Source organism: Sporosarcina sp. Marseille-Q4943, from assembly GCF_943736995.1.
Classification (GTDB): Bacteria; Bacillota; Bacilli; order Bacillales_A; family Planococcaceae; genus Sporosarcina.
In genome coordinates, this window is the sequence record NZ_CALSFT010000002.1 from 181,579 (window position 1) to 201,557 (window position 19,979).

22 protein-coding genes are annotated in these 19,979 nt (G+C 45.2%); 19 read left to right on the forward strand and 3 right to left on the reverse strand.

Annotation, left to right across the window (positions count from 1 at the left end; genetic code table 11):
- The first annotated feature begins 9 nt into the window (after positions 1–9).
- The gene (locus tag NIT04_RS00945; RefSeq protein ID WP_252501742.1) at positions 10–300 is read left to right on the forward strand and encodes a hypothetical protein; all 291 of its coding nucleotides are present in this window, start codon (positions 10–12) and stop codon (positions 298–300) included.
- Between the two features lie 156 nt (positions 301–456).
- Here NIT04_RS00945 and NIT04_RS00950 read toward each other — a convergent pair whose 3' ends face one another.
- The gene (locus NIT04_RS00950; protein ID WP_252501743.1) at positions 457–1,539 is read right to left on the reverse strand and encodes a sugar diacid recognition domain-containing protein; all 1,083 of its coding nucleotides are present in this window, start codon (positions 1,537–1,539) and stop codon (positions 457–459) included.
- A gap of 380 nt (positions 1,540–1,919) precedes the next feature.
- Between NIT04_RS00950 and NIT04_RS00955 the strand changes: the two genes are divergently transcribed.
- The 11 genes from NIT04_RS00955 (at position 1,920) to NIT04_RS01005 (ending at position 11,807) form a co-directional block, all read left to right on the forward strand.
- A complete protein-coding gene (locus NIT04_RS00955) occupies positions 1,920–3,056 on the forward strand; it encodes a glycerate kinase (RefSeq protein WP_252501744.1) in 1,137 nt (378 codons plus the stop codon).
- Positions 3,057–3,059: 3 nt separating this feature from the next.
- A complete protein-coding gene (locus NIT04_RS00960) occupies positions 3,060–4,406 on the forward strand; it encodes a GntP family permease (protein ID WP_252501745.1) in 1,347 nt (448 codons plus the stop codon).
- On the forward strand, positions 4,406–4,630 hold the full coding sequence (locus tag NIT04_RS00965) for a hypothetical protein (RefSeq protein ID WP_252501746.1): 225 nt from the start codon (positions 4,406–4,408) through the stop codon (positions 4,628–4,630). Before NIT04_RS00960 ends, NIT04_RS00965 begins: the two co-directional genes overlap by 1 nt.
- 226 nt (positions 4,631–4,856) lie before the next feature.
- Entirely contained in the window at positions 4,857–5,318 is a 462-nt protein-coding gene (locus NIT04_RS00970) for a flavin reductase family protein (protein ID WP_371922477.1), read from the forward strand.
- 149 nt (positions 5,319–5,467) lie between these two features.
- The gene (locus tag NIT04_RS00975; protein WP_252501747.1) at positions 5,468–7,015 is read left to right on the forward strand and encodes a 4-hydroxyphenylacetate 3-hydroxylase family protein; all 1,548 of its coding nucleotides are present in this window, start codon (positions 5,468–5,470) and stop codon (positions 7,013–7,015) included.
- The gene (locus NIT04_RS00980; RefSeq protein ID WP_252501748.1) at positions 7,012–7,860 is read left to right on the forward strand and encodes an alpha/beta fold hydrolase; all 849 of its coding nucleotides are present in this window, start codon (positions 7,012–7,014) and stop codon (positions 7,858–7,860) included. The genes NIT04_RS00975 and NIT04_RS00980 overlap by 4 nt, the downstream gene beginning before the upstream one ends.
- Entirely contained in the window at positions 7,853–8,560 is a 708-nt protein-coding gene (locus NIT04_RS00985) for a carboxymuconolactone decarboxylase family protein (protein ID WP_252501749.1), read from the forward strand. Before NIT04_RS00980 ends, NIT04_RS00985 begins: the two co-directional genes overlap by 8 nt.
- A 1-nt stretch (position 8,561) precedes the next feature.
- A complete protein-coding gene (locus NIT04_RS00990) occupies positions 8,562–9,287 on the forward strand; it encodes a CoA transferase subunit A (RefSeq protein WP_252501750.1) in 726 nt (241 codons plus the stop codon).
- Complete coding sequence (locus tag NIT04_RS00995) at positions 9,241–9,876, forward strand: 3-oxoacid CoA-transferase subunit B (RefSeq protein WP_252503155.1); 636 nt, start codon at positions 9,241–9,243, stop codon at positions 9,874–9,876. Before NIT04_RS00990 ends, NIT04_RS00995 begins: the two co-directional genes overlap by 47 nt.
- Positions 9,873–10,988: a muconate/chloromuconate family cycloisomerase gene (locus tag NIT04_RS01000; RefSeq protein ID WP_252501751.1), complete on the forward strand. Its 1,116-nt coding sequence runs from the start codon at positions 9,873–9,875 to the stop codon at positions 10,986–10,988. Before NIT04_RS00995 ends, NIT04_RS01000 begins: the two co-directional genes overlap by 4 nt.
- A 27-nt stretch (positions 10,989–11,015) precedes the next feature.
- On the forward strand, positions 11,016–11,807 hold the full coding sequence (locus NIT04_RS01005; protein WP_252501752.1) for a dioxygenase: 792 nt from the start codon (positions 11,016–11,018) through the stop codon (positions 11,805–11,807).
- 528 nt (positions 11,808–12,335) lie between these two features.
- Here NIT04_RS01005 and NIT04_RS01010 read toward each other — a convergent pair.
- Complete coding sequence (locus NIT04_RS01010) at positions 12,336–13,937, reverse strand: ABC transporter ATP-binding protein (protein WP_252501753.1); 1,602 nt, start codon at positions 13,935–13,937, stop codon at positions 12,336–12,338.
- Between the two features lie 228 nt (positions 13,938–14,165).
- Between NIT04_RS01010 and NIT04_RS01015 the strand changes: the two genes are divergently transcribed.
- On the forward strand, positions 14,166–15,023 hold the full coding sequence (locus NIT04_RS01015; RefSeq protein ID WP_252501754.1) for a helix-turn-helix domain-containing protein: 858 nt from the start codon (positions 14,166–14,168) through the stop codon (positions 15,021–15,023).
- 143 nt (positions 15,024–15,166) lie between these two features.
- Here NIT04_RS01015 and NIT04_RS01020 read toward each other — a convergent pair whose 3' ends face one another.
- Positions 15,167–16,378: a lanthionine synthetase LanC family protein gene (locus NIT04_RS01020; RefSeq protein ID WP_252501755.1), complete on the reverse strand. Its 1,212-nt coding sequence runs from the start codon at positions 16,376–16,378 to the stop codon at positions 15,167–15,169.
- Positions 16,379–16,765: 387 nt separating this feature from the next.
- Between NIT04_RS01020 and NIT04_RS01025 the strand changes: the two genes are divergently transcribed.
- From NIT04_RS01025 to NIT04_RS01050, 6 genes are all read left to right on the forward strand, one after another.
- Positions 16,766–17,572: a lipopolysaccharide assembly protein LapB gene (locus tag NIT04_RS01025; RefSeq protein WP_252503226.1), complete on the forward strand. Its 807-nt coding sequence runs from the start codon at positions 16,766–16,768 to the stop codon at positions 17,570–17,572.
- Positions 17,499–17,684: a YciI family protein gene (locus NIT04_RS01030; protein WP_252503156.1), complete on the forward strand. Its 186-nt coding sequence runs from the start codon at positions 17,499–17,501 to the stop codon at positions 17,682–17,684. The genes NIT04_RS01025 and NIT04_RS01030 overlap by 74 nt, the downstream gene beginning before the upstream one ends.
- A gap of 82 nt (positions 17,685–17,766) precedes the next feature.
- Positions 17,767–18,090 carry a helix-turn-helix transcriptional regulator gene (locus tag NIT04_RS01035; protein ID WP_252501756.1) on the forward strand — a complete coding sequence of 108 codons (324 nt, stop codon included), beginning with the start codon at positions 17,767–17,769 and terminating at the stop codon, positions 18,088–18,090.
- Positions 18,074–18,772 carry an SRPBCC domain-containing protein gene (locus NIT04_RS01040; RefSeq protein ID WP_252501757.1) on the forward strand — a complete coding sequence of 233 codons (699 nt, stop codon included), beginning with the start codon at positions 18,074–18,076 and terminating at the stop codon, positions 18,770–18,772. Before NIT04_RS01035 ends, NIT04_RS01040 begins: the two co-directional genes overlap by 17 nt.
- Before the next feature lie 28 nt (positions 18,773–18,800).
- Positions 18,801–19,325, forward strand: coding sequence for an HAD-IIIA family hydrolase (locus tag NIT04_RS01045; RefSeq protein ID WP_252501758.1), 525 nt, complete (start codon positions 18,801–18,803; stop codon positions 19,323–19,325).
- A gap of 90 nt (positions 19,326–19,415) precedes the next feature.
- On the forward strand, positions 19,416–19,973 hold the full coding sequence (locus NIT04_RS01050) for a carbon monoxide dehydrogenase (RefSeq protein WP_252501759.1): 558 nt from the start codon (positions 19,416–19,418) through the stop codon (positions 19,971–19,973).
- The last annotated feature ends 6 nt before the right edge of the window (positions 19,974–19,979 follow it).

Below are 19,979 nucleotides of genomic sequence, written 5' to 3' on the forward strand. Positions count from 1 at the left end.
GTAACTACAATGAACTACTCAACCGCAAAATGGCTGATTGGCATACTGTCTGTCATTGCTATAGCGACGACTGCAATGCTATTTTATTCCGATCATGTAGGGGTCACCTATCCCCTTTTGGAAGCAGTATATAAACCAATCATTTTTATTACATTGATGCCTGTGCTTTTGTTAATCATTGGTCTTTTAATTGCACAGGGAAAGAAGGAAGAAAAGATTTCTACTAAAAGTCTTGGTCGGTCTGCCATCGTCATAGCTGCTCTTTTCGCATATCGATGGATGACGGGATATTTTGATTAACGGAAACGGCAATGGAATGATTGGTTAAAGCAATGCACCGATTACCGGGCGCATTGCTTTTCCTTTTTGAAGGTTAATTGTTGTCAAACGGTGATAAAGTCCATCTGAGCGGTGATAAACCCTTGTTAAGCGGTGATAACCGTGAAAAATCCCTCTTCACTCTCTCCTCACTAGCAATGCAATGTGAAATAAAATCGCGTCGCGGAATCGGGTCGGGTCCAATGACGTCAGCTCCTTCACTTTCCGCAATCGATAGGTCAATGTATGGCGATGGATGGCGAGGGCAGCCGCCGTTTCACCAATCGCTTGATCATGTTCGAAAAATGCTTCCAACGTTTCAATGAGCTGCTCGTTCAATCCGGCAAGGATCCGCCTGGCAAAGCGTTCCTTCGATTGGGATGGGCGGCTTTTCAAGAGGGCAATCAGTTCAATGTCATCATAGTAGTAATGGATTTGCTCATTCGAATGCCCGTATTCAATTGCGTACTTTGCTGTTTCATACGAATGGGAGATGCCTTCCAAGTTTTTGACAGGTAACCCGACGCCGATTTCGACGGAGGAATCCTTTTGGAATAAAGCAAGGATTGTCTGCAGCTTCAACTCAAGCACGGACATTTTCACGTCGGACAGAACGATGAACAACTCATTCAACTGTGAGTGACCGATTAGAGCTGTGTTTCTCTCGAACTGCTCTTCCATCGTTTCAATTAATCGCTGAGGAGATTCAGGCAAATTATTTGTTTGCACTAATAGCGTCAAATAAGGTCCGGTCATGTTGAATTCCAATAAGGCAAGCCGGTCGATGACAATCGGTGTAAGCGGGCCGCTATCAATCAGCTCTTCAAAAACGAGCTCCTTGATCTTCCGTTTCCATTCAGCCTCTGATGTAATGAGTGCCTGATGGACCATCATTTCGGTCGTCAATTGTACGAGCGTTGCAATATCTTTCAATTCTTCAGGATTGCCGGTAATGCCGATGACGCCGATCAATCGGTCCTTATAATAGATGGGCATGTTCACGCCAGGCTTTGCTCCTTGCCAATCCGATGTATTCCCATCATCTATCCAAAGCGGTCGTCTCGTTTTAGCAACATGCGCGGCGCCTTCATGGATGCGGTCGATGCGCTCTTTTTCCCCGGAAGCCAAAATCATTCCATTCGTATCCATCACATTCAAATTCCTGTCCAACCTGAACATCGTCTGCTCCACGATTTCCTCTGCCAGCTTCTTCGTAATCAAAAATTCACCCCCATGTATAAGAAACAACTTCATTTTCACGTGAAACTTATACATCAAGTATAATGTATTTTTGTTTTCGAAACATATAATAAAATGAAAGCATTTTAACTTAATCAATCAATTTCGAGGTGCTTCCCATAAAGGTGAGTTTGGCACCTGATTCGTTTAAAGGAAGTTTGACAGCTATCGAAGAAGCAACCCGAACATCGTCTTTTCCACGATTTCCTCTGCCAGCTTCTTCGTAATCAAAAATTCACCCCCATGTATAAAAAGAACCTTCATTTTCACGTGAAACATATACATCAAGTATAATGTATTTTTGTTTTCAAAACATATAATTAAATGAAAGCGTTTTATTAAATATTTTGGAGGTGCTTTGCATGAAGGTGATTGTAGCACCTGATTCGTTTAAAGGAAGTTTGACAGCTATCGAAGCCGCCGAGGCGATGGCTGCAGGTATACGTGACGTCGATCCGGATATCCAGACGGTTCTGCTGCCGGCTGCAGACGGCGGTGAAGGCACGATGAGAAGCTTGGTCGATGCGACAAAAGGGACATATGTGTCGGTAAGTGTGGAAGACCCGCTAGGCAGACCGATTAACGCCACATATGGAGTTCTCGGAGACGGTGAGACGTGCGCAATTGAAATCGCTGAAGCGTCGGGACTGATGAGGCTACAGGAAAATGAAAAGAATCCGCTTGCCGCGTCTTCCTACGGCACAGGTGAATTGATCAAACACGCATTGGACAACGGTTATCGAAAATTCATCATCGGCCTTGGAGGAAGCGCAACGAATGACGGAGGAGCGGGAATTCTCCAAGCACTCGGCATGCGTCTGTTAAATAAAGAAGGGATTGAACTGCCGAAAGGGGGAGGCGGACTCGAGCATATTCATTCCATTGATCGTGAAAAATGGGATGTTCGCATTGCGGAAAGTGAATTCTTGATCGCAAGTGATGTGAAAAATCCATTTGTCGGCAGCGACGGTGCCTCGGCTGTTTTTGGGCCTCAGAAAGGGGCGACTCCCGCTGACGTGGACAGTCTTGACCGGAATTTGCAAAAATTCGCCGACGCGATTGAAAAAGAAACGGGAATTGCCCTTCATTCGAAAGAGGGTGCAGGTGCCGCCGGAGGAGCGGGAGGTGCGTTCCAAGCGTTCTTCAATTGTGAAATGCGGCAAGGGATCGATGTCGTGCTTGAAGCGATTGATTTTGACCAGCATGTGAAAGATGCGGATCTGATCATCACGGGGGAAGGGAAGACGGATGTGCAGACGTTTTCTGGAAAAACGCCGTTCGGCATTGCGAAGGCGGCGCATCGTGAAGGGAAGCCTGTCATACTCATTTCGGGTGCTGTGGATGAAGAAAACCGCGATGCATTGACGCCGCTGTTTACGGAAGTCCACGCGATCGTGGATGAAAATGTGTCCGTGGAAGAAGCAATTGCAGATGCTTTCAATTATTTGCGCAAGAAGACAAAAAAGGTGATGGAATTCATTACAGAAAAAGGGGTGTAGGGAATGTTGTTTGCAATGATTGCGTTGAGTGTTGTCCTCATCGTAGTACTGACAGCTGTGTTCAAGGTTCATCCGTTTTTATCATTGTTAGCGGGAGCGTTTTTCGTCGGCATCACGTCCGGCATGCCGCTGTTGACCGTTGTTGATAATGTGAATGAAGGCTTCGGAGGGTTGATGAAGGGAATCGGGCTCGTCATTGTCGCGGGTACAATCATCGGCGTCATTCTCGAGAAATCGGGAGCTGCGTTTCGAATGGCGGAAGTCGTGTTGCGCCTGATCGGGGAGAAACGCCCTCAATTGGCAATGTCCATTATCGGATATATCGTTTCGATTCCAGTTTTCTGTGATTCGGGATTCATTATTTTATCCAGCTTGAAAAAAGCGTTGGCGAAGCGGGCGAAAGTGGCGATAGCGTCGATGGCTGTTGCGCTCGCGACAGGGCTTTATGCAACGCATACATTAGTGCCTCCGACGCCGGGTCCAATTGCGGCGGCTGGTAATATTAAGGCTGAAGATTATTTGGGCACGATTATTTTGATCGGCCTTATCGTCGCCATCCCGGCGGTCATTGTCGGATATTTATGGGCAGTGAAGGTCGGATCGAAAATTTCCGTGCCGGAAGATGTCGAGGATGAAGGTCTGGATTATGATGAAATCGTCAAGTCGTTCGGCCAAATGCCGTCGACGTTCAAAGCGTTTCTGCCTATTGTCTTGCCAATCGTTCTCATCGGGGTTGGATCCGTTGCGAAACTGACTTTGGCGGAAGGCGGCTTCAACAATTTTCTTCAATTTTTAGGGGCGCCTTCAGTGGCCCTATTATTAGGTGTTCTTGCAGCGTTCCTGCTGCTGCCGAAATGGAATGAAGAGACGTTGACGAAGTGGATCGGGGAGGGGCTGAAAGAAGCGGCGCCGATATTGCTCATCACAGGAGCGGGCGGCGCGTTCGGAAGAGTCATTTCGAATTCAGGTGTCGCTGAATTGATCGGTGAGATGAATTTCTCAGCGCTAGCTGGCGGCGCATTCTTCCTTCTCGTTCCGTTTTTCATTGCAGCAGCTCTGAAAACGGCACAAGGTTCGTCTACTGCGGCGTTGGTCATTACGTCGACGCTTGTCGCTCCGTTGCTTCCGGCAATGGGGATCGAAGGTGCGATTCCACTTGCGCTCGTTGTCATGGCGGTCGGTGCGGGCGCAATGACGGTGAGCCATGTGAACGACAGCTTCTTCTGGGTCGTCACGGAGTTTAGCGGTATGAAAGTGACGGATGCGTATAAGGCGCAGACGATGGCTACTTTGCTGCAAGGTGTGACAACGATTGTCGTCACGATGGTTCTTTGGATGATATTAGTTTGATGAAAACGCTGATTCCTTTTGGGGAATCGGCGTTTTTTTGTATGTGGCATGGCCGAATCGGTGGTAACGTGCCGGGCAACGGTGGTAAAGCGTTGGGAAGCGGTGGTAACGTGCTGAGAGTCGGTGGTAAATCATCGAAAGTCGGTGGTAATGTGCTGAGCAACGGTGGTAAACACGTCCGAAGCGGTGGTAAACCAGTCGACATGACCAAACTTAGGTGGTAATTAATGGTCGAACGGTGATAAAGTCGCCCGAGTCGGTGATAAACCTCCGAGAGTCGGTGATAAACTCCCCCAAGTCGGTGATAAAGCGCTGAGAGTCGGTGATAAACCTCGGAAACTCGGTGATAACCCCCATCAGCATATGCCGGTCAATCCCATGCATATAGTAAATGTAAGAGTTGTCCATTTGAGCAATTTCAGCATACAACATTTGAAAGGAGATGAACGGATGGGTGAATCGATGATGGATATACGGGAGCTGCGCAACTGTTACGGCCGGTTTGCGACGGGTGTGACGGTCGTGACGTGTGCGCATGAGCAAGGGAAGCATGGGATGACGGCCAATTCCTTCACTTCGGTTTCGCTTGATCCGCCGCTTGTGCTCGTGTCGGTGGATTGGCGTGCGAAAGCGTTGCCGTATTTGAAGAATAATCATTTTACGGTCAATATTTTACGGGAGAGCCAGCAGGGCACGGCAATGCATTTTGCGGGCAGAGCCCAAGATCCCGCACCGTTTGAATGGGATGGCATTGAGATTAAAGGCTCGCTCGCCTTTATTGAATGTGAACCGTGGGCGGAGTATGATGGCGGCGACCATGTGCTAGTAGTCGGGAAAGTGAAACGGTTTGCATATGAAGATGGAACACCACTAGCTTTTTACGGCGGTAAGTTTTCAAAAGTGGAGATATGATTAAATGACTGGCTTTCTAGAGGATGCATTCCCTGGTAGCCGGTCGTTTTTTATTTCGGCATGAAATCCGGCCATTTTGTCTCGCTTCGGCATTTTTCCTATGAGACAGGCATACGTATAGGTGTAATGGGACAAGGAGGAGTGAATTCATGCCAGTTGAACAGGAAAAGAAGACGGTATTGCCATTGACAGGCAAGGAGTATTTGGAGAGCTTGAAGGACGGACGGGAAATTTGGCTGCATGGCGAGAAAGTGAAAGATGTGACGACACATCCGGCTTTCCGGAATGCTGCGAGGTCGATTGCACGGCTGTATGATGCGTTGCATGACGAGAAGATGAAGGATGTTTTGACGGTCGAGACGGATACGGGGAATGGCGGCTTCACGCAGAAGTATTTCCGTGTGGACAAGAGTGCGCAAGACTTGTTGGAGTCCCGCGACGCAATTGCGCAATGGGCGCGCCTGACATATGGGCAGATGGGAAGGTCGCCGGATTATAAGGCGGCATTCCTCGCGACGCTCGGCGCGGACCCGGATTACTACGGGAAGTACGCGGATAATGCGCGGAGGTGGTACAAAGAAGCGCAGGAGCGGAATTGGTTCTTCAACCATGCAATCATCAATCCGCCAGTGGACAGGCATAAGCCGCTCGATGCCGTGGCTGACATTTTCGTCAGGGCAGTCGGGGAGACGGAGCAGGGGGTCATCGTCAGCGGAGCGAAGATGGTCGCGACGGGGTCCGCATTGACGAATTATAACTTTGTCGCCCATTACGGCGCTGCGCCGATCACGAAGGAGGAGTTCGCACTCGTGTTCGTGGCGGCGATGGATACACCGGGCGTGAAGCTTGTCAGTCGTGCGTCGTATGAAATGAACGCCGCCGTCATGGGAAGCCCGTTCGACTATCCATTGAGCAGCCGGTTCGATGAAAACGACTCGGTCCTTATTTTCGATAACGCGCTCATTCCATGGGAGAACATCATCATTTATAAAGACGTGGAGAAAGCAAACAGCTTTTTCGCGGACAGCGGTTTCCTCCACAGATTCACGTTCCACGGCGTGACGAGGCTTGCGGTCAAGCTTGACTTCGTTTCAGGTTTATTGCTGAAAGCCGTCAAGATGAACGGTTCCGACCAATTCCGCGGCGTCCAAGTGAATGTCGGCGAGGTGCTTGCCTGGAAGAACATGTTCTGGGCGCTAAGCGACGCAATGGCATTGAACCCGGACGAAGGGCGGAACGGGACGAAGCTGCCGAATTTGAATTACGGGCTTGCGTACCGGATGTTCATGTCCGAAGGGTGGCCGCGGGTGAAGGAAATTATCGAGAACGTCGTCGCGGGAAGCTTAATCGCGCAGCCGTCCAGCTCAAGAGACTTCCAAAATCCGGAGCTGCGTCCGCTGTTGGATAAACTATATCGCGGTTCATACGGCGTAGGGGCAGAAGAGAAGATCAAGCTCATCAAATTACTGTGGGATGCCATCGGGACGGAATATGGCGGCAGGCACGAACTGTATGAGCGCAACTACTCCGGCAACCACGAAAACATCCGTCTCGAAAACTTGGTCGTCGCCAATATGAGCGGGCAAGCCGACCAGTTCGAGAAGTTCGCCGAGGAGTGCTTGAATGACTACGATCTGAACGGTTGGACGAACGATACGTGGATCAATCCGGACGATGTGAGCTATTTTAAAGAATGACAAAACGACAATACAAAGTGGAACTGGAAGGGCGTTATTTGCAAGTCGTCGATTACCCAGGCGAAAAGGGGACGATCATCGCGCTTCATGGTCTTACCGGCACACATAAGAACATGCTTCATTATGCGCAAAGCTTGCAGGGCGATTATCGAGTCATCGCCTGCGATCTGCGGGGAAGGGGCGACAGTTCGGGGATGGATGTCGCCTCCATCTTTTCTCATGCCGAGGACATAAAGGAACTGATTGCCATTTTGGGAATAAAAGACCCGATTTTGCTCGGCCATTCCATGGGTGCTTTCATTTCCGCACTCGTGGCTAGCGAAATGCCATCGGTGAAAGGGCTTGTCTTGCTGGACGGCGCCGCGCGGATGTCGGGACGCCAGCACGATATTGTCAGGCCGTCGCTCGGGAGGCTCCGGAAGACGTATGAATCCAAACGGGCGTATGTCGAGGAGCTGCGGCAACTTTACAAACGACTCGGCATCAAGTGGACTGATGCCGTACAAGAAATTGTGGAGTATGAAATTCATGGAACGGGCAACGGGTGGATGCATAAATCGGCGTATGAAAATATAGAAGAGGACTTTGCGAGCTTTGATTTTTTCAACCCGATTGAAGTGATGGGAAAAATCGCTTGCGAAACGTTGCTTATCCAGGCGGACGGGGGAATCGGACCGCTCCCTCCGTTCTTCACGGATGCCGATTACGAAGAGACGAAAATACACACATCGAAACTGGTAACGTTCAATTCGGATAGCAATCATTACACGATGGTCTTTGAAAAACAGGATGACATCTTGACGGCAATCCGCGATTTCTTGGCTGGGGTGATCTTGGATGAGTGAAGGATTGGCTTACTTCAAGGAAGTATATGGCGCAGTTCCTGGATGGGTCGAAAAAATGCATGCCTACCGACCAGATGCGCTTGATCATTACACAAGCTTGCGAAGCGCCATCATGGGGGACGGGCTTTTATCCGGAAAGGAAAAAGACCTCCTTCTCGTTGGAATCAATGCAGCGAGATGCTACGAGCGGAGCATGCTCTATCATACGAAAGGTGCCATAGATGGGGGTGCCACCATTCCAGAGCTGATCGAGTACTTACTCGTCGCGTACCGGTATGGAGGGCTCAAGTCGATGCAAACCGGCATCCAATCCGTGAAGTACGCACGTTCATTGAATGGATTGCCGGAAGGACAGCTGCCTTATGGTGTTTGTAACGAGCATATTTTAAGTTATTTTATCTCCATCTTAGATGATGAGGATGCATGGTTTGTATCGAACATATTGAAGGCGCCGGAGGAACTGTGTAACGATTTGCTGTTAGTAAATGGAAACGTCAGTGCGAAGATGAAATCTCTGCTGATGGTCGGCATCCATAGTACTTGCCTGCAAGGAACGGAAGCTGGGAAATGGATGGAGAAGGCTCGGGCGAATGGGGCGACTGAAGGAGAGTTGGCGGAAGTTGGACTCATCTGCCTGTTGACCGCGGGTATCCCCGCTTGGTTCGAGGCGAGCGATTCCTTGCGTGAAGGGGGCGACTAATATGGCCATCGTCTATGAACGAGTTGAAAATGCTCTTTCGGCAATCAAAAGCGGGATGACAATCATGGTAGGGGGCTTCGGGCTCGTCGGCGCGCCGCTCACATTGATTGAAGGTCTCACGGGGAAAGACGTCGATGGGCTGACAATCATTAGCAATAATCTTGGTGAAGCGGGCGAAGGGCTCGGCGTGCTGCTCCGTCAGCGGAAAATCCGAAGAGCGATCGGCTCCTACTTTACGAGCAACCGGGAAGTCGGCGAAGCGTTTCAGCGCGGGGAAATTGAACTGCAGCTGCTGCCTCAAGGGACATTGGCAGAAGCGATGCGTGCAGGTGGTGCTGGAATCGGCGGATTCTATACGAAGACCGGAGTCGGAACGGAGCTCGCGCAAGGGAAAGAGGTACGGGAAATCAATGGGGATCCATATCTTTTCGAACAGGCCTTGAAAGCGGATGTGGCGCTCATCCGTGCGCATAAGGCGGACACGCTCGGCAATCTCATCTATTATAAGACCGCCCGGAATTTCAACCCGGTCATGGCGACTGCCGCGGATCTAGTCATTGCAGAGGTGGATGAAATTGTTGCAGCCGGAGAGCTATCCGCTGAAGAAATCATCACGCCCCATCTATTCGTCGACAGGCTGATCGTTGCAAAGAAAATCCTGACGAAGGAAGGTGTCGTCCATCGAAAACAATGTGCAAGAGCTGATTGCGAGGCGTGCTGCCAATGAACTGAAAGGCCCTTCTGTCGTGAACTTGGGCATCGGCATCCCGACACTCGTCGCGAAGTACGTTGAAGATGAGCTTGTCCACTTTCATACGGAAAACGGTTTGTTAGGCGTAACGGATGTGGAGGAAGAGGATCCGAACTTAGTGAACGCAGGCAAATTGCCGGTCGGCGAACGGGTAGGTGCTTCGTTTTTCAGCAGTGCAGAATCGTTCGGGATGATCCGCGGCGGGCATGTCGATGTTGCGATCCTCGGCGCCTTGCAAGTCGATGAAACCGGACGCATTGCCAACTGGGCCATTCCCGGAAAAAACATCATCGGGGTTGGCGGCGCGATGGATCTGCTCGTAGGTGCCAAGAAAGTGATCGTGACGACTTCCCATTTGACGAAGGACGGCAAAAGCAAGCTGATGAAAACATGCACATTCCCGCTCACGTCAACCCGCAGCGTCGATATGATCATTACCGAGTTGGCCGTGTTCGCTGTCGTGAATGAACAGCTAGTGCTCACGGAACTCATGCCTGGCGCCACAATCGAGAAAGTTCGGGAAAGTACGGAGGCCGATTTCGTCGAGGGAGGGTTTGAGCTATGAACATTCAAACGCTTGATGTCCTCATTGTCGACCTTCCGACGATCCGGCCGCATCAGCTTGCGATGCATACGATTGTCATGCAGACGATCATCCTCGTCCGGGTGACCGGGGAGGGCGGGCTGGAAGGCTGGGGGGAAGTTGCGACGATCGGCGGTGCTTCGTATTGTGCCGAAACACCGGAAGCAATCAAAATGAATATCGAAAAGTATATAAAGCCTCTCGTCATCGGACGGAAGGCAGCCCATTTCAATGCGATTTCGCATACCGTCAACAAGCATGTCGTCGGCAACACGTTTGCGAAGGCGGCGGTGGAAGCGGCGATTGTCGAGCTTGCGGCGAAGGAAAAGGGAATGCCTGTCCATGAATTATTCGGTGGGCAAATCCACGCATCATTGCCCGTCGCTTGGACGCTCGCGAGCGGGGATACGCGAAGGGATATTGAAGAGGCGAAGGAAAGCTTGCATGCGAAACGGCATAACATTTTCAAGTTGAAAATCGGCATGGGTGATCCGAAGCGGAATGTCGCCCACGTGCTGAAGATCAAGGAAGCTGTCGGTGACGAGGCGAGTGTCCGGGTCGATGTCAATCAAGCTTGGGACGAGACGACCGCGATGTATTGCATCGAAGCGTTGGAGGATGGCTGCATCGACTTGATTGAACAGCCATTGCCCGCTTGGAATAAAGAAGGGATGGCGCGCCTGACGTCAAGATTCAAAGTTCCAATCATGGCGGATGAATCGCTAAGTTCGTTGGAAGAGGTATATCAAGTGGCGAAGAACCGTGCGGGAAATGTTTTTTCCATCAAGCCCGCGAATGTCGGTGGCCTTACCGCGACGAAAAAGGCGGCGGCCATTGCGGAAGCGGCAGGCATTTCGCTATACGGCGGAACGATGATCGAATCGTCGCTTGGGACAGCCATTTCCGCGCATCTCTATTCGACAATCCCTGAAATGAAGTACGGCACGGAGCTGTTCGGCCCGCTATTATTCACAGACACAATTACATTAAATGCGATTAGATATGAAGATTTTCAGTTGAAAGTCCCGAGCGGACCAGGCTATGGCATGGAGATGGATGTGGAGAAGATTTTCCATTACGCAAGGGATTACTAATAAACCAAAAAACGAAAGGATGAAGAGATGAATCAAAAAGTGGTGGATGTTTATAATGGAATGGTCGTTAAATTTAAGGAATTAATTCGGGAGCATGAGCTTGACCATAATGATTACCAGGCTCTCGTCAATTGGGCGGACGAACTTGGACGTGCTGGTGAAATTCCGCTATTCATGGATGTTTTCTTTGAAACGCACGCCCTGCAGGAAATGTTTAAAAACGTAGAAGGGACGGAGCCGACGATCCTCGGGCCATTCTATCTTGAAAACGCGACAGAAATCGAAAATCCAGGCGTCATGCCGATGCGCGATGAGGAGAAGGGCGACGTGTTTTTCTTCAGTGGAACCGTCACCGACGTAGACGGCAACCCGCTGGCGAATACGAAAGTGGACATTTGGCAGGCGGATTCGAATGGAGAGTACTCAGGATTTGCGGAAGGAATTCCGGCAGAAAACTTGCGGGCGGTGCTGTTCACGGACGAGAATGGAAAATTCGAAGTGCAAACAATCGTCCCAGGCGACTACTCGATTCCGACGGGCGGACCGACAGGCAAATTCCTGACATGGATCGACTCCCATCCATTCCGACCAGCCCATCTCCACTTCCTATTCAGACCACAAAACGGCGATCCATTGATCTCCCAAGTATTCTTCGAAGGGAATCAATACTTGGACAACGACGTTGCGAATGGGGTGCGCGGAACGCTTATTACGAAATTGGAGAAGCATGACGGGGCGGAAAAAGGGTTGGATGCTGACTTCTACACAGCCCATTTGGATTTCAAGCTACGCCTACAGGATAAGCCTGTTTATAGTTGATAGATTGGAAAGCGATGCACACAGCGGGGGTGGCTGTGTGCATTGTTTTTATTGTGAAGTGAGTGGGTTTTAGTCACGGAACGAGCAAAACTAGTCCGAACTCGAGCATAAATTGCCCAAACTGGCGCAAAAACCACTCGGGCTCGAGCAAAACTTTCGACGAGTGTCCTTGTTGATTAGCGAAGGGCATTTGGCACGAGTTGGCATCTGATAAAAACAGTGTGTGGAAATGGGGGATAAGTTAAAGAACATCCTTAAGCAATGCGGGTAAATGCCGTCAAGTATGGTATTCCTTTGAAGAAGGAAACAAAAAAGAAATAATTAGATTCAACCTCCATCAAGCAGCTGATAGATGTTCTTTTACGTATGATATAAAACCTTCTGTTAGACGATTTCAAAGATAGTATGATACGTATCAAGATTAAAAAAAGAGGATATATGCTCAAATATTGCACATAATATCCTCTTATTAGTTTTATCTATTTAATCTGCCATCTTTTTCAATTTCAAGACTGTGATTAACCAACGTTACGCAGTTGGGATAAACTCATTATTCGGTGTTAAATCAATAACTTCGTCGAAAAGTTCGAGACTTTCTGGCTCTAGTCTATGTGTAACCATGACGACTGTTAATGCTGGGTCTTTTAACAGTGCCTCTTCAATAAACTTTGCAGATTTTCTGTCTAATGAAGAAGTGCCCTCATCGATAAGTAAAAATTTTTTATTTTGAATGAAGCTCCTTGCCAATGCTATTCTTTGTCTTTGCCCCCCAGATAAGTTTCTTCCGTTTTCTTCAGCTATTTCATCAATATCTTTCAAAAAGTTAACGTGCGCCTTCTTCATGCATGATTCAATTAGATCATCGGCGTAATTATCCCAAAGGGTGATATTATTTCGAAAACTATCTTGGAATAAATAAACGTTTTGGTCAATATATTGAGCCATCTGCATAAGATCGCCATTATTTACAATGCCGTTTACTGAAAAATGTCCTTTAAAATCCTTGATCTGACCAGCTATGATCTTTAGAAGCGTACTTTTCCCAGACCCGCTCTCACCGATAATAGCATATTTACAACCCTTCTTTATAACCATATTAAAGTTATCAAGTACCTTTTTACCATCGTATGAAAAGGATATATCATCCAAAACCAGCTCTTCCAGGTACTCATTCTGAGACATATCATGATTTTCTGATGAATATTCCATATCAATAACTTTATTAAGTTTTTCGAAAATTGCTCGAGATGATTTAATCTGAATTCTTTGACCACTAAGTTGGGCTAAGGAATTGAAAATTGTAGAGGCCAAATTACCGGTAGTACTAATGGCTCCAAACGTAATACTTTTAGCAATTACAAGTAGGCCAGTTGCGAGATCGACGAGTAGTTGGCTCAGAATATTTAGCAACCCGATTCCATTGTTGAGTTTACCATTTGTTTTTTCATAGTTAACTTTTTCTTTTCCGAAGTCTTGACTTACTTGCATGAATCTTTCTCTCAGTTTATTTCTTTTTTGAGCAAAGTATAGAACATCAAACCCATCCAAGTATCCTTTAATTTTATTCGTTAGATTCTCATTTGATTTAGAAAGTTTCAATGTTGCCTTCTGAACATGATGGGTAAATTTGTCTGGTAAGTAAAACATAATAACAGCAAGGACTATAGTTAAAATCAACAAAGCGTAGTGGTAACTAAATAATGCAATTGAAGATAATGTAATGCTAAACAAACTTCCTGCAAAGGCATATACATTCCTAAAGCCGACGTCTTCTATCGTTTTAAGGTCGTTGGTCATCCAAGAGATATACTGACCGTTGGAACGTTCATGATAAGCCTCGTAGTCAATATTCTCTAATCCAGTTGCAAAATCGACCCTTATCTGTGTACTCATCTTTTGGATGACTTTTTGTTGATAAACAGACGTAAAATAGTTCAATAAAAGCATTAGTCCCCAGGCGAGAAGGTTGATAAGGGACCATGTGATAAACGTTTTAAAATCACCAGCCAACAAAGCGTTCGTAGCGAAAGTCAAAATGACAGCAGTGGCAACTCCCAGTAGTGATAAACCGAATACCATTGTGAATACTAAAGCATTACTATAGAGATTCTGAAGCATGTATTTTTTCATTTTGGCAACCTCCCATTGTTAATTCCCTAGAGCTTATGGTGTTGCTCATGAGAATAAATTCCTTTTTATTATTAGCCAAGCTGTTTCTAGATAGGATATAATTTAATCAAGAGACTGAAAAGACTTTCAAATTAATCTCCCTCCTTGTTTTTGTTAAGTAAATCATCACATATATATAAATGAAGAAATCAAAATTCCCTTATAAGGGATTATGAGGTGGTAATAGAAATGAACTTTGGCAAAACATTTAAAAAGGTTAGGAGAGGAAGAGGTCTTACAATAGAAAATTTATCTGATGAATATATATCCAAATCAACCATCTCCAGATTTGAAAGAAGCGAGGCAGATATTACCTTAGAAAAATTAATTCTCTTACTAAATAAGGTTAAGATTTCTATGAGAGAGTTTGTGTTCTTATCCAACATCTCTACATTTAAAACATCTTTAGAATTTTTATCTAAGGCTGTACTTGAGAAAGATGTCCAAATGCTAAAAGAATTAGTTGAAGAAGAGTGGTCACAATTTGAAGAAGGGGAGAGCAATTATTCGAAATTAGCTGCTATTGTATTGGAAATGCACTATAGAAGTCTACTTAAAGAGGAAGTAAATCAAGAGCACATTAATTATCTGACCGATTATCTATTCCAATGTGATATTTGGACACAATTTGATTTAGTTCTATTTGGGAACTCAATTGCTTATCTTCCAATCGAAACATCGATTGTACTTTCTAAGGAACTAATAAAAAAGACGAGCATCTTTCATAATGATAGACAAGTATTCGAGACAGTAATTAATACGATCATAAATATGATTATGGTTTGTCTCCGAAGTGAGCGAATATCCGAAGCCGGTATATTCATAAAAAAAATGAGTGTATTCGCCATTGATGAGACGTTTTTTTTGGAAAAGATCATGCTGAAATTTGTTAAAGGCGTATATTTATTCAAGGAAGGGCAAAAAGTTGAAGGTGAAAAGATGGTTTCCGAGGCATTACAAGCAATGATTCTCGCAGAAGCATATAAGATGGAGGAAAACTTCCGCTCATTTTATGAGGCTATTTCAAACGAATGTACTAGCCAATAAAAAAATGGCTTCGTTCGGCAACGGAGCCATTTTTTTATGTTGTTGATATGTTCATCCTTTTTTCATCCACCAGAACTTATTGATCAACAGTCTTATTATAGAATTGAGTTCCTTTCTACTACGGCTTTCTTTATCATTGTCTTTCATATACCAACCTCAACTTCAGAGAATAGATTATTAAAGAAATGGAGAATACCTAACATACCATTATTAAAACCAAGACTGACCTTTTCTAAGTCGTTGCAAGGATAAGTATCGTTATCGAGCTTGAATAGCCTAATGACTGTGTATTTATCTAAGGCACTATTTAAGTAACTTGCATCCCCATAGAATTTATAGGCATCAATAAAAGTATCTGCAATTCCCGAAAGCCCATTAAGGTAGGACGGATTTTTGGGGAAGTTATTATCAATACCCTTTAAGTAATCCTTTAGAATGGTCTTTAGTTTATCGTTGTCTTTATGTCTCAAATACATTAATCCTAGTCTGATGTAACCAGAAGTATATTTCATATAAGGAGAACAAGTAAATTTACTATTTGGTATTAGTTTTCCATGGCTTATATATTTACCCTCTTCATTTATCTCCAGCAAAATGTGTAAAGTATTTGATAAGAACTCTTTTTCCAAAGTTACTTCGTACAACTTTAAATAAAAGTAGGCAACTGCTAGTGCACCATCAGTTAAACTATAATTTGCTTCTTCCATAAACCGATTCAAATTCTCCTTTAGCTCCCTTTCTTTAGACATTATCCTTTCCAGTATTAATAGATTATTGGTGTGAGAAACTTCCTTTATTAGATAGAGACATTGGTTCACTAGCGATAGCTCTTCAACATTAATATTTGTTGCAGCATCATGTTCAATGTATATTAGACCACAGAATTCTTCCGGTGACAGGCAATCTTTCTTAGCTGTCTTTAGGCTCTTTAAAAGTATTTTATAATCTTCGGAAACTGAGTAAATAGTTTGGTCGGTTGGATAGGTATATTCTTTCCTATTTAAGAGGCTAAAACTCGGATTGCATATCAAATTTAATATTGTTTGATACATTTTATTCGGTATTGAATATCGTCTAGAAAATTCATTGAAAATTTTTAATGTTATGGCACCTGTCTTATCCATCGATAACATCTCGTTTGCACTGCAAAGAACGCTCATGATTAGGTAGCCCACTTTGTGTTTGTCCTGATTGAATATATCTAAATCTAAAAGATCACTATTACTAAAATAGGCGTTAGGAATGCTGTATGAAGCTTTATTTTGAAATGCTTCAATAAAACAATCTTCCAGGTCTATAAAATAAACATTCAAGTCACCATCAACCATGACATTATCAGGGGATATATCTACCAATGCTACCCCCCTTGAATGTAAATCAAATAACGCCTCTAGGAGATTGTCAATAACAGTCCCTATAACTTTTTAGTTTTCTTTTAATTTACTTTCTAATGTTTCATGGAAAACTACTGGACTATACTTGTATGAAAAATTCCTCAAGGTCTCTCCTTCGATATATTCTTGAATTAGGTAAAAATGCTCCCATGCGTAAAAGGACTCGATGAACTTAGGAACGTACTGGAGATCGCTTAAATACAATGATTTCTCTTCTTCTTGCTTCCGGAAATTTATCACAGTGTCTTCTTTTGAAATTCCGATAAAAGGCCGTGCCTCTTTAATAATGACCTTATCTCCCGTTATCTTATTGGAATCATTGGGCCAGTACGAAGAAGCGCATAGCAGTTGGATGAAGCAATCCATTTTGCGCGTGAACAGTTGGTGATGGATCAGTATTATAATTTGCTGAATGCGAGGGTCTTCCTTTATTACGACAGCCAACAGCCAGAGAAAGCGCGCGAGTATGTTGAAGAGTGTTCATTGTTTGTCCAGTTGATCAAGCGAGAGGGCTTTTCGTTAGAACATGAATTGAATCAGGTGTTCAGGGAGGAGTTCTACGAAAAGGATTATGTAAATGCGCTGGCGATAGCTGAACAGCTGATTGGGAAAATAGAAGCTTCCGCCATGTTCCCGAAAGATGCCAAGGGTGAATTTATTACGCTGCCTAAAAGTTTATTGGCTAGAGTGTTGAAGAGATTGGAACGATATGAGGAGGCGCTATCTATATTTGAAGAAAATCCGATTGTCCTTCCTGAACGCATCCAACTAAACCCGATTGACGTTACGCTGCGAGTTATATCGAACAGTTATGAAGCACTTTGCCACTATCACTTAGGGAATCCAAAAAAGGCCGAGGAGCTTGCAAGATACACAGTAGAACGAATACAATATGCCACATTCGTCCCTCTACCATTTCGCCCGGGAGGTATTGGTTTAAGTCACGTCGAAGTAAGCAGGCAGACAGGAGGGGGTAGTTATGAAATTTGTCATTCATTTCACAACAGGAAAGGCGTGGAAAGAGGGGAAGCCGCATTGGGAGCAGGGTCTCGTTCCACATCGGGAATATGTGAGGAAAGCAGTGGCTCAAGGTATTTTGATTGCGGGCGGGCCATTCATGGATCATACGGGTGGATTGATCATTCTAGAAGTTAATAGCTTGGAAGATGCACAGCACTTTGCTGACAATGATCCTGCGGTGATTGAAGAGAAATTCGAAGCAACTATCTATCCGTGGGAGCCGTTGGAAGGAATTTTTAATAAATAGTCTGATTTTTGTTGACGTTCGGATGTGCGATTTGCTATGTTTTATATATAACGAAATGGTTATATGACTTGGAGGCATAGACATGACGGATATTTATCGGGCAATTGCAGATCCGACTCGAAGAAAAATACTAACTTTATTGTCTAGGAATGAATATACGCAGTCTGAATTGGTTGAGCGATTTACCATTTCGCAGCCTGCCTTGAAAAAGCATCTTGCAATTTTATTGGAAGAGGATTTGGTAGCGGAGAGGAGAGAGGGGAGGTATCGTGTTTACAGTTTAAAAAGAGACAATTTCCAAGACCAGTACGAAAAGCTTCAACAGGAAATCGGAAGTGTATTGGACAATAAATTGATGAAGTTGAAAACGTATTTGGAGGGAGAAAGCGATGGAGAAAGTCATTGATTCGGTAAAACGGGAGATTTTTGTGAAAGTACCGCCGGAAAAAGTCTGGAAAGCGCTGACGGTACCGGAAGAACGGAATCGTTGGGAAACGCGGAATTGCGTGCTTGATATTCGTGTTGGCGGAACGGTTAGTCTCGATTACGGCTGGGGGGTCAGCTATGTTGGCACGATTGTCGAACTTGAGGAGCATCGGAAACTTGTCCTTAAAGGGGAAGATGAGGGGTTAACCACTTGGGCAATTACACCGCAAGACGGCGGATCCGTAGTGGCGATTGAGTATACGGGTTCTTGGTCGGGTGATTTTGAAATGATGCAAGCGGATAATATGGCGTTCGGCACGTATCAGTTCATGAGAAATTTGAAGAGTGTCTATGAAGGAAATGAAGATTTGCGCTCGCACTTTTGGAGAAGTTGGATTGGAGTTTTGCATCGGACGAATCCAAGCGGCATTCCTGGGGCAAAAGTAGTCAAAATCCAGGCGAATACCCCTGCAGATGGATTAATTGAAGTTGGTGATGTTATAACTCATGTCAACAGCTTCGAAACTCTCTCTTATGACGATTTGGAAATCATCGTTTCAGAAACAGAGCCTAACAAAATGATTAAGCTGAAAGTATTGAGGGATGGCCAACATCTGGAGGTGGATCTGAGGACTGTTCCGTATGGGCAGACGGTGCAGTAATGGAAGTCATTTGAAAGGGGCGTGCCAAGTGGATAAGCTGCAAGCGGTTTTTATCGACCGTGACGGAACAATAGGGGGAACTGGACACTTTATTCACCCGAGAGATTTCACTCCTTATCCTTTTAGCAAAGAAGCTCTTCAACTATTGAAAGAAAACGGAATCAAGACATTCGCCTGCACAAACCAGCACCGAATCAGCAAAGGCGAGGCGAATATCAAAGATTTTTTTGATGAATTCATGGCGTTTGGTTTTGATGATGCATTTATATGTCCACACGGCTCTTCGGAAGGATGCGAATGCCATAAACCAAGCCCCGGTCTACTTCGGGAAGCTGCGAAAGAACATGGAGTAGATCTTTCGAAAACGGCTTTCATTGGTGATGTCGGGTCGACAGACATGTTAGCAGCTCACGCAGTTGGTGCGAAGAAGATTTTAGTTTTAACTGGGTGGGGTCCAAGTTCGTTAACCCATTATCGACATAAATGGGCAGACATAGAGCCGGATTACATCGCTGAAAACTTGTTGGACGCGGTGGAGTGGCTGCTTCAATAGAAATAGCATCCAAATTAGGGTGCTTTTTTATATTGCATACTTTTCCTCCTATTAGCAACCCTAAGCAGAGTAGAGGAGGGAATTTATACAATGACCAAAAAAAATTATCTTTTGATAACAGCTATCGTTATTTTTATTTCGAATAAAGAAATCTACGCTGCTGAACAAAATTCACCGCCTTCTTTCGATGAATTATATAAAGAATTCGGATATACATCCATTGAAGAGGCAGTTAACGAATTTGAAAACCATTTCCACTGTAAGGTGGAGTTGCCTGAAATGACTCCACCGATTTCATTCACTCATCAATTCGGAAGGTTTTATGAAGATAAACGCTACAAGTTGAATCACAATCTTAGAATTATGTTTGTAAATGAAGACCAGAGAAGAAACATGTTCACAATTGATATTCGGCCAGTTCATAATAAATTAATTTTCGATGGAAAAGAGTATGTGCTTCAATATGGCGGCAAAGGCATCTATATTGAAGCACATAACTTTCATTTTTATGTTTTCGAAAAAAACAACTTGCAATACTTGCTAAGCGTTCCATTAAAGGCCTCTGACGTGGAGATGCCCGACAAGCTGGCGCGGATTGCTGATTCTGTGAAAGAAATTCAAGGGGAAAACGAATGTACAATTTATTGAACGCTG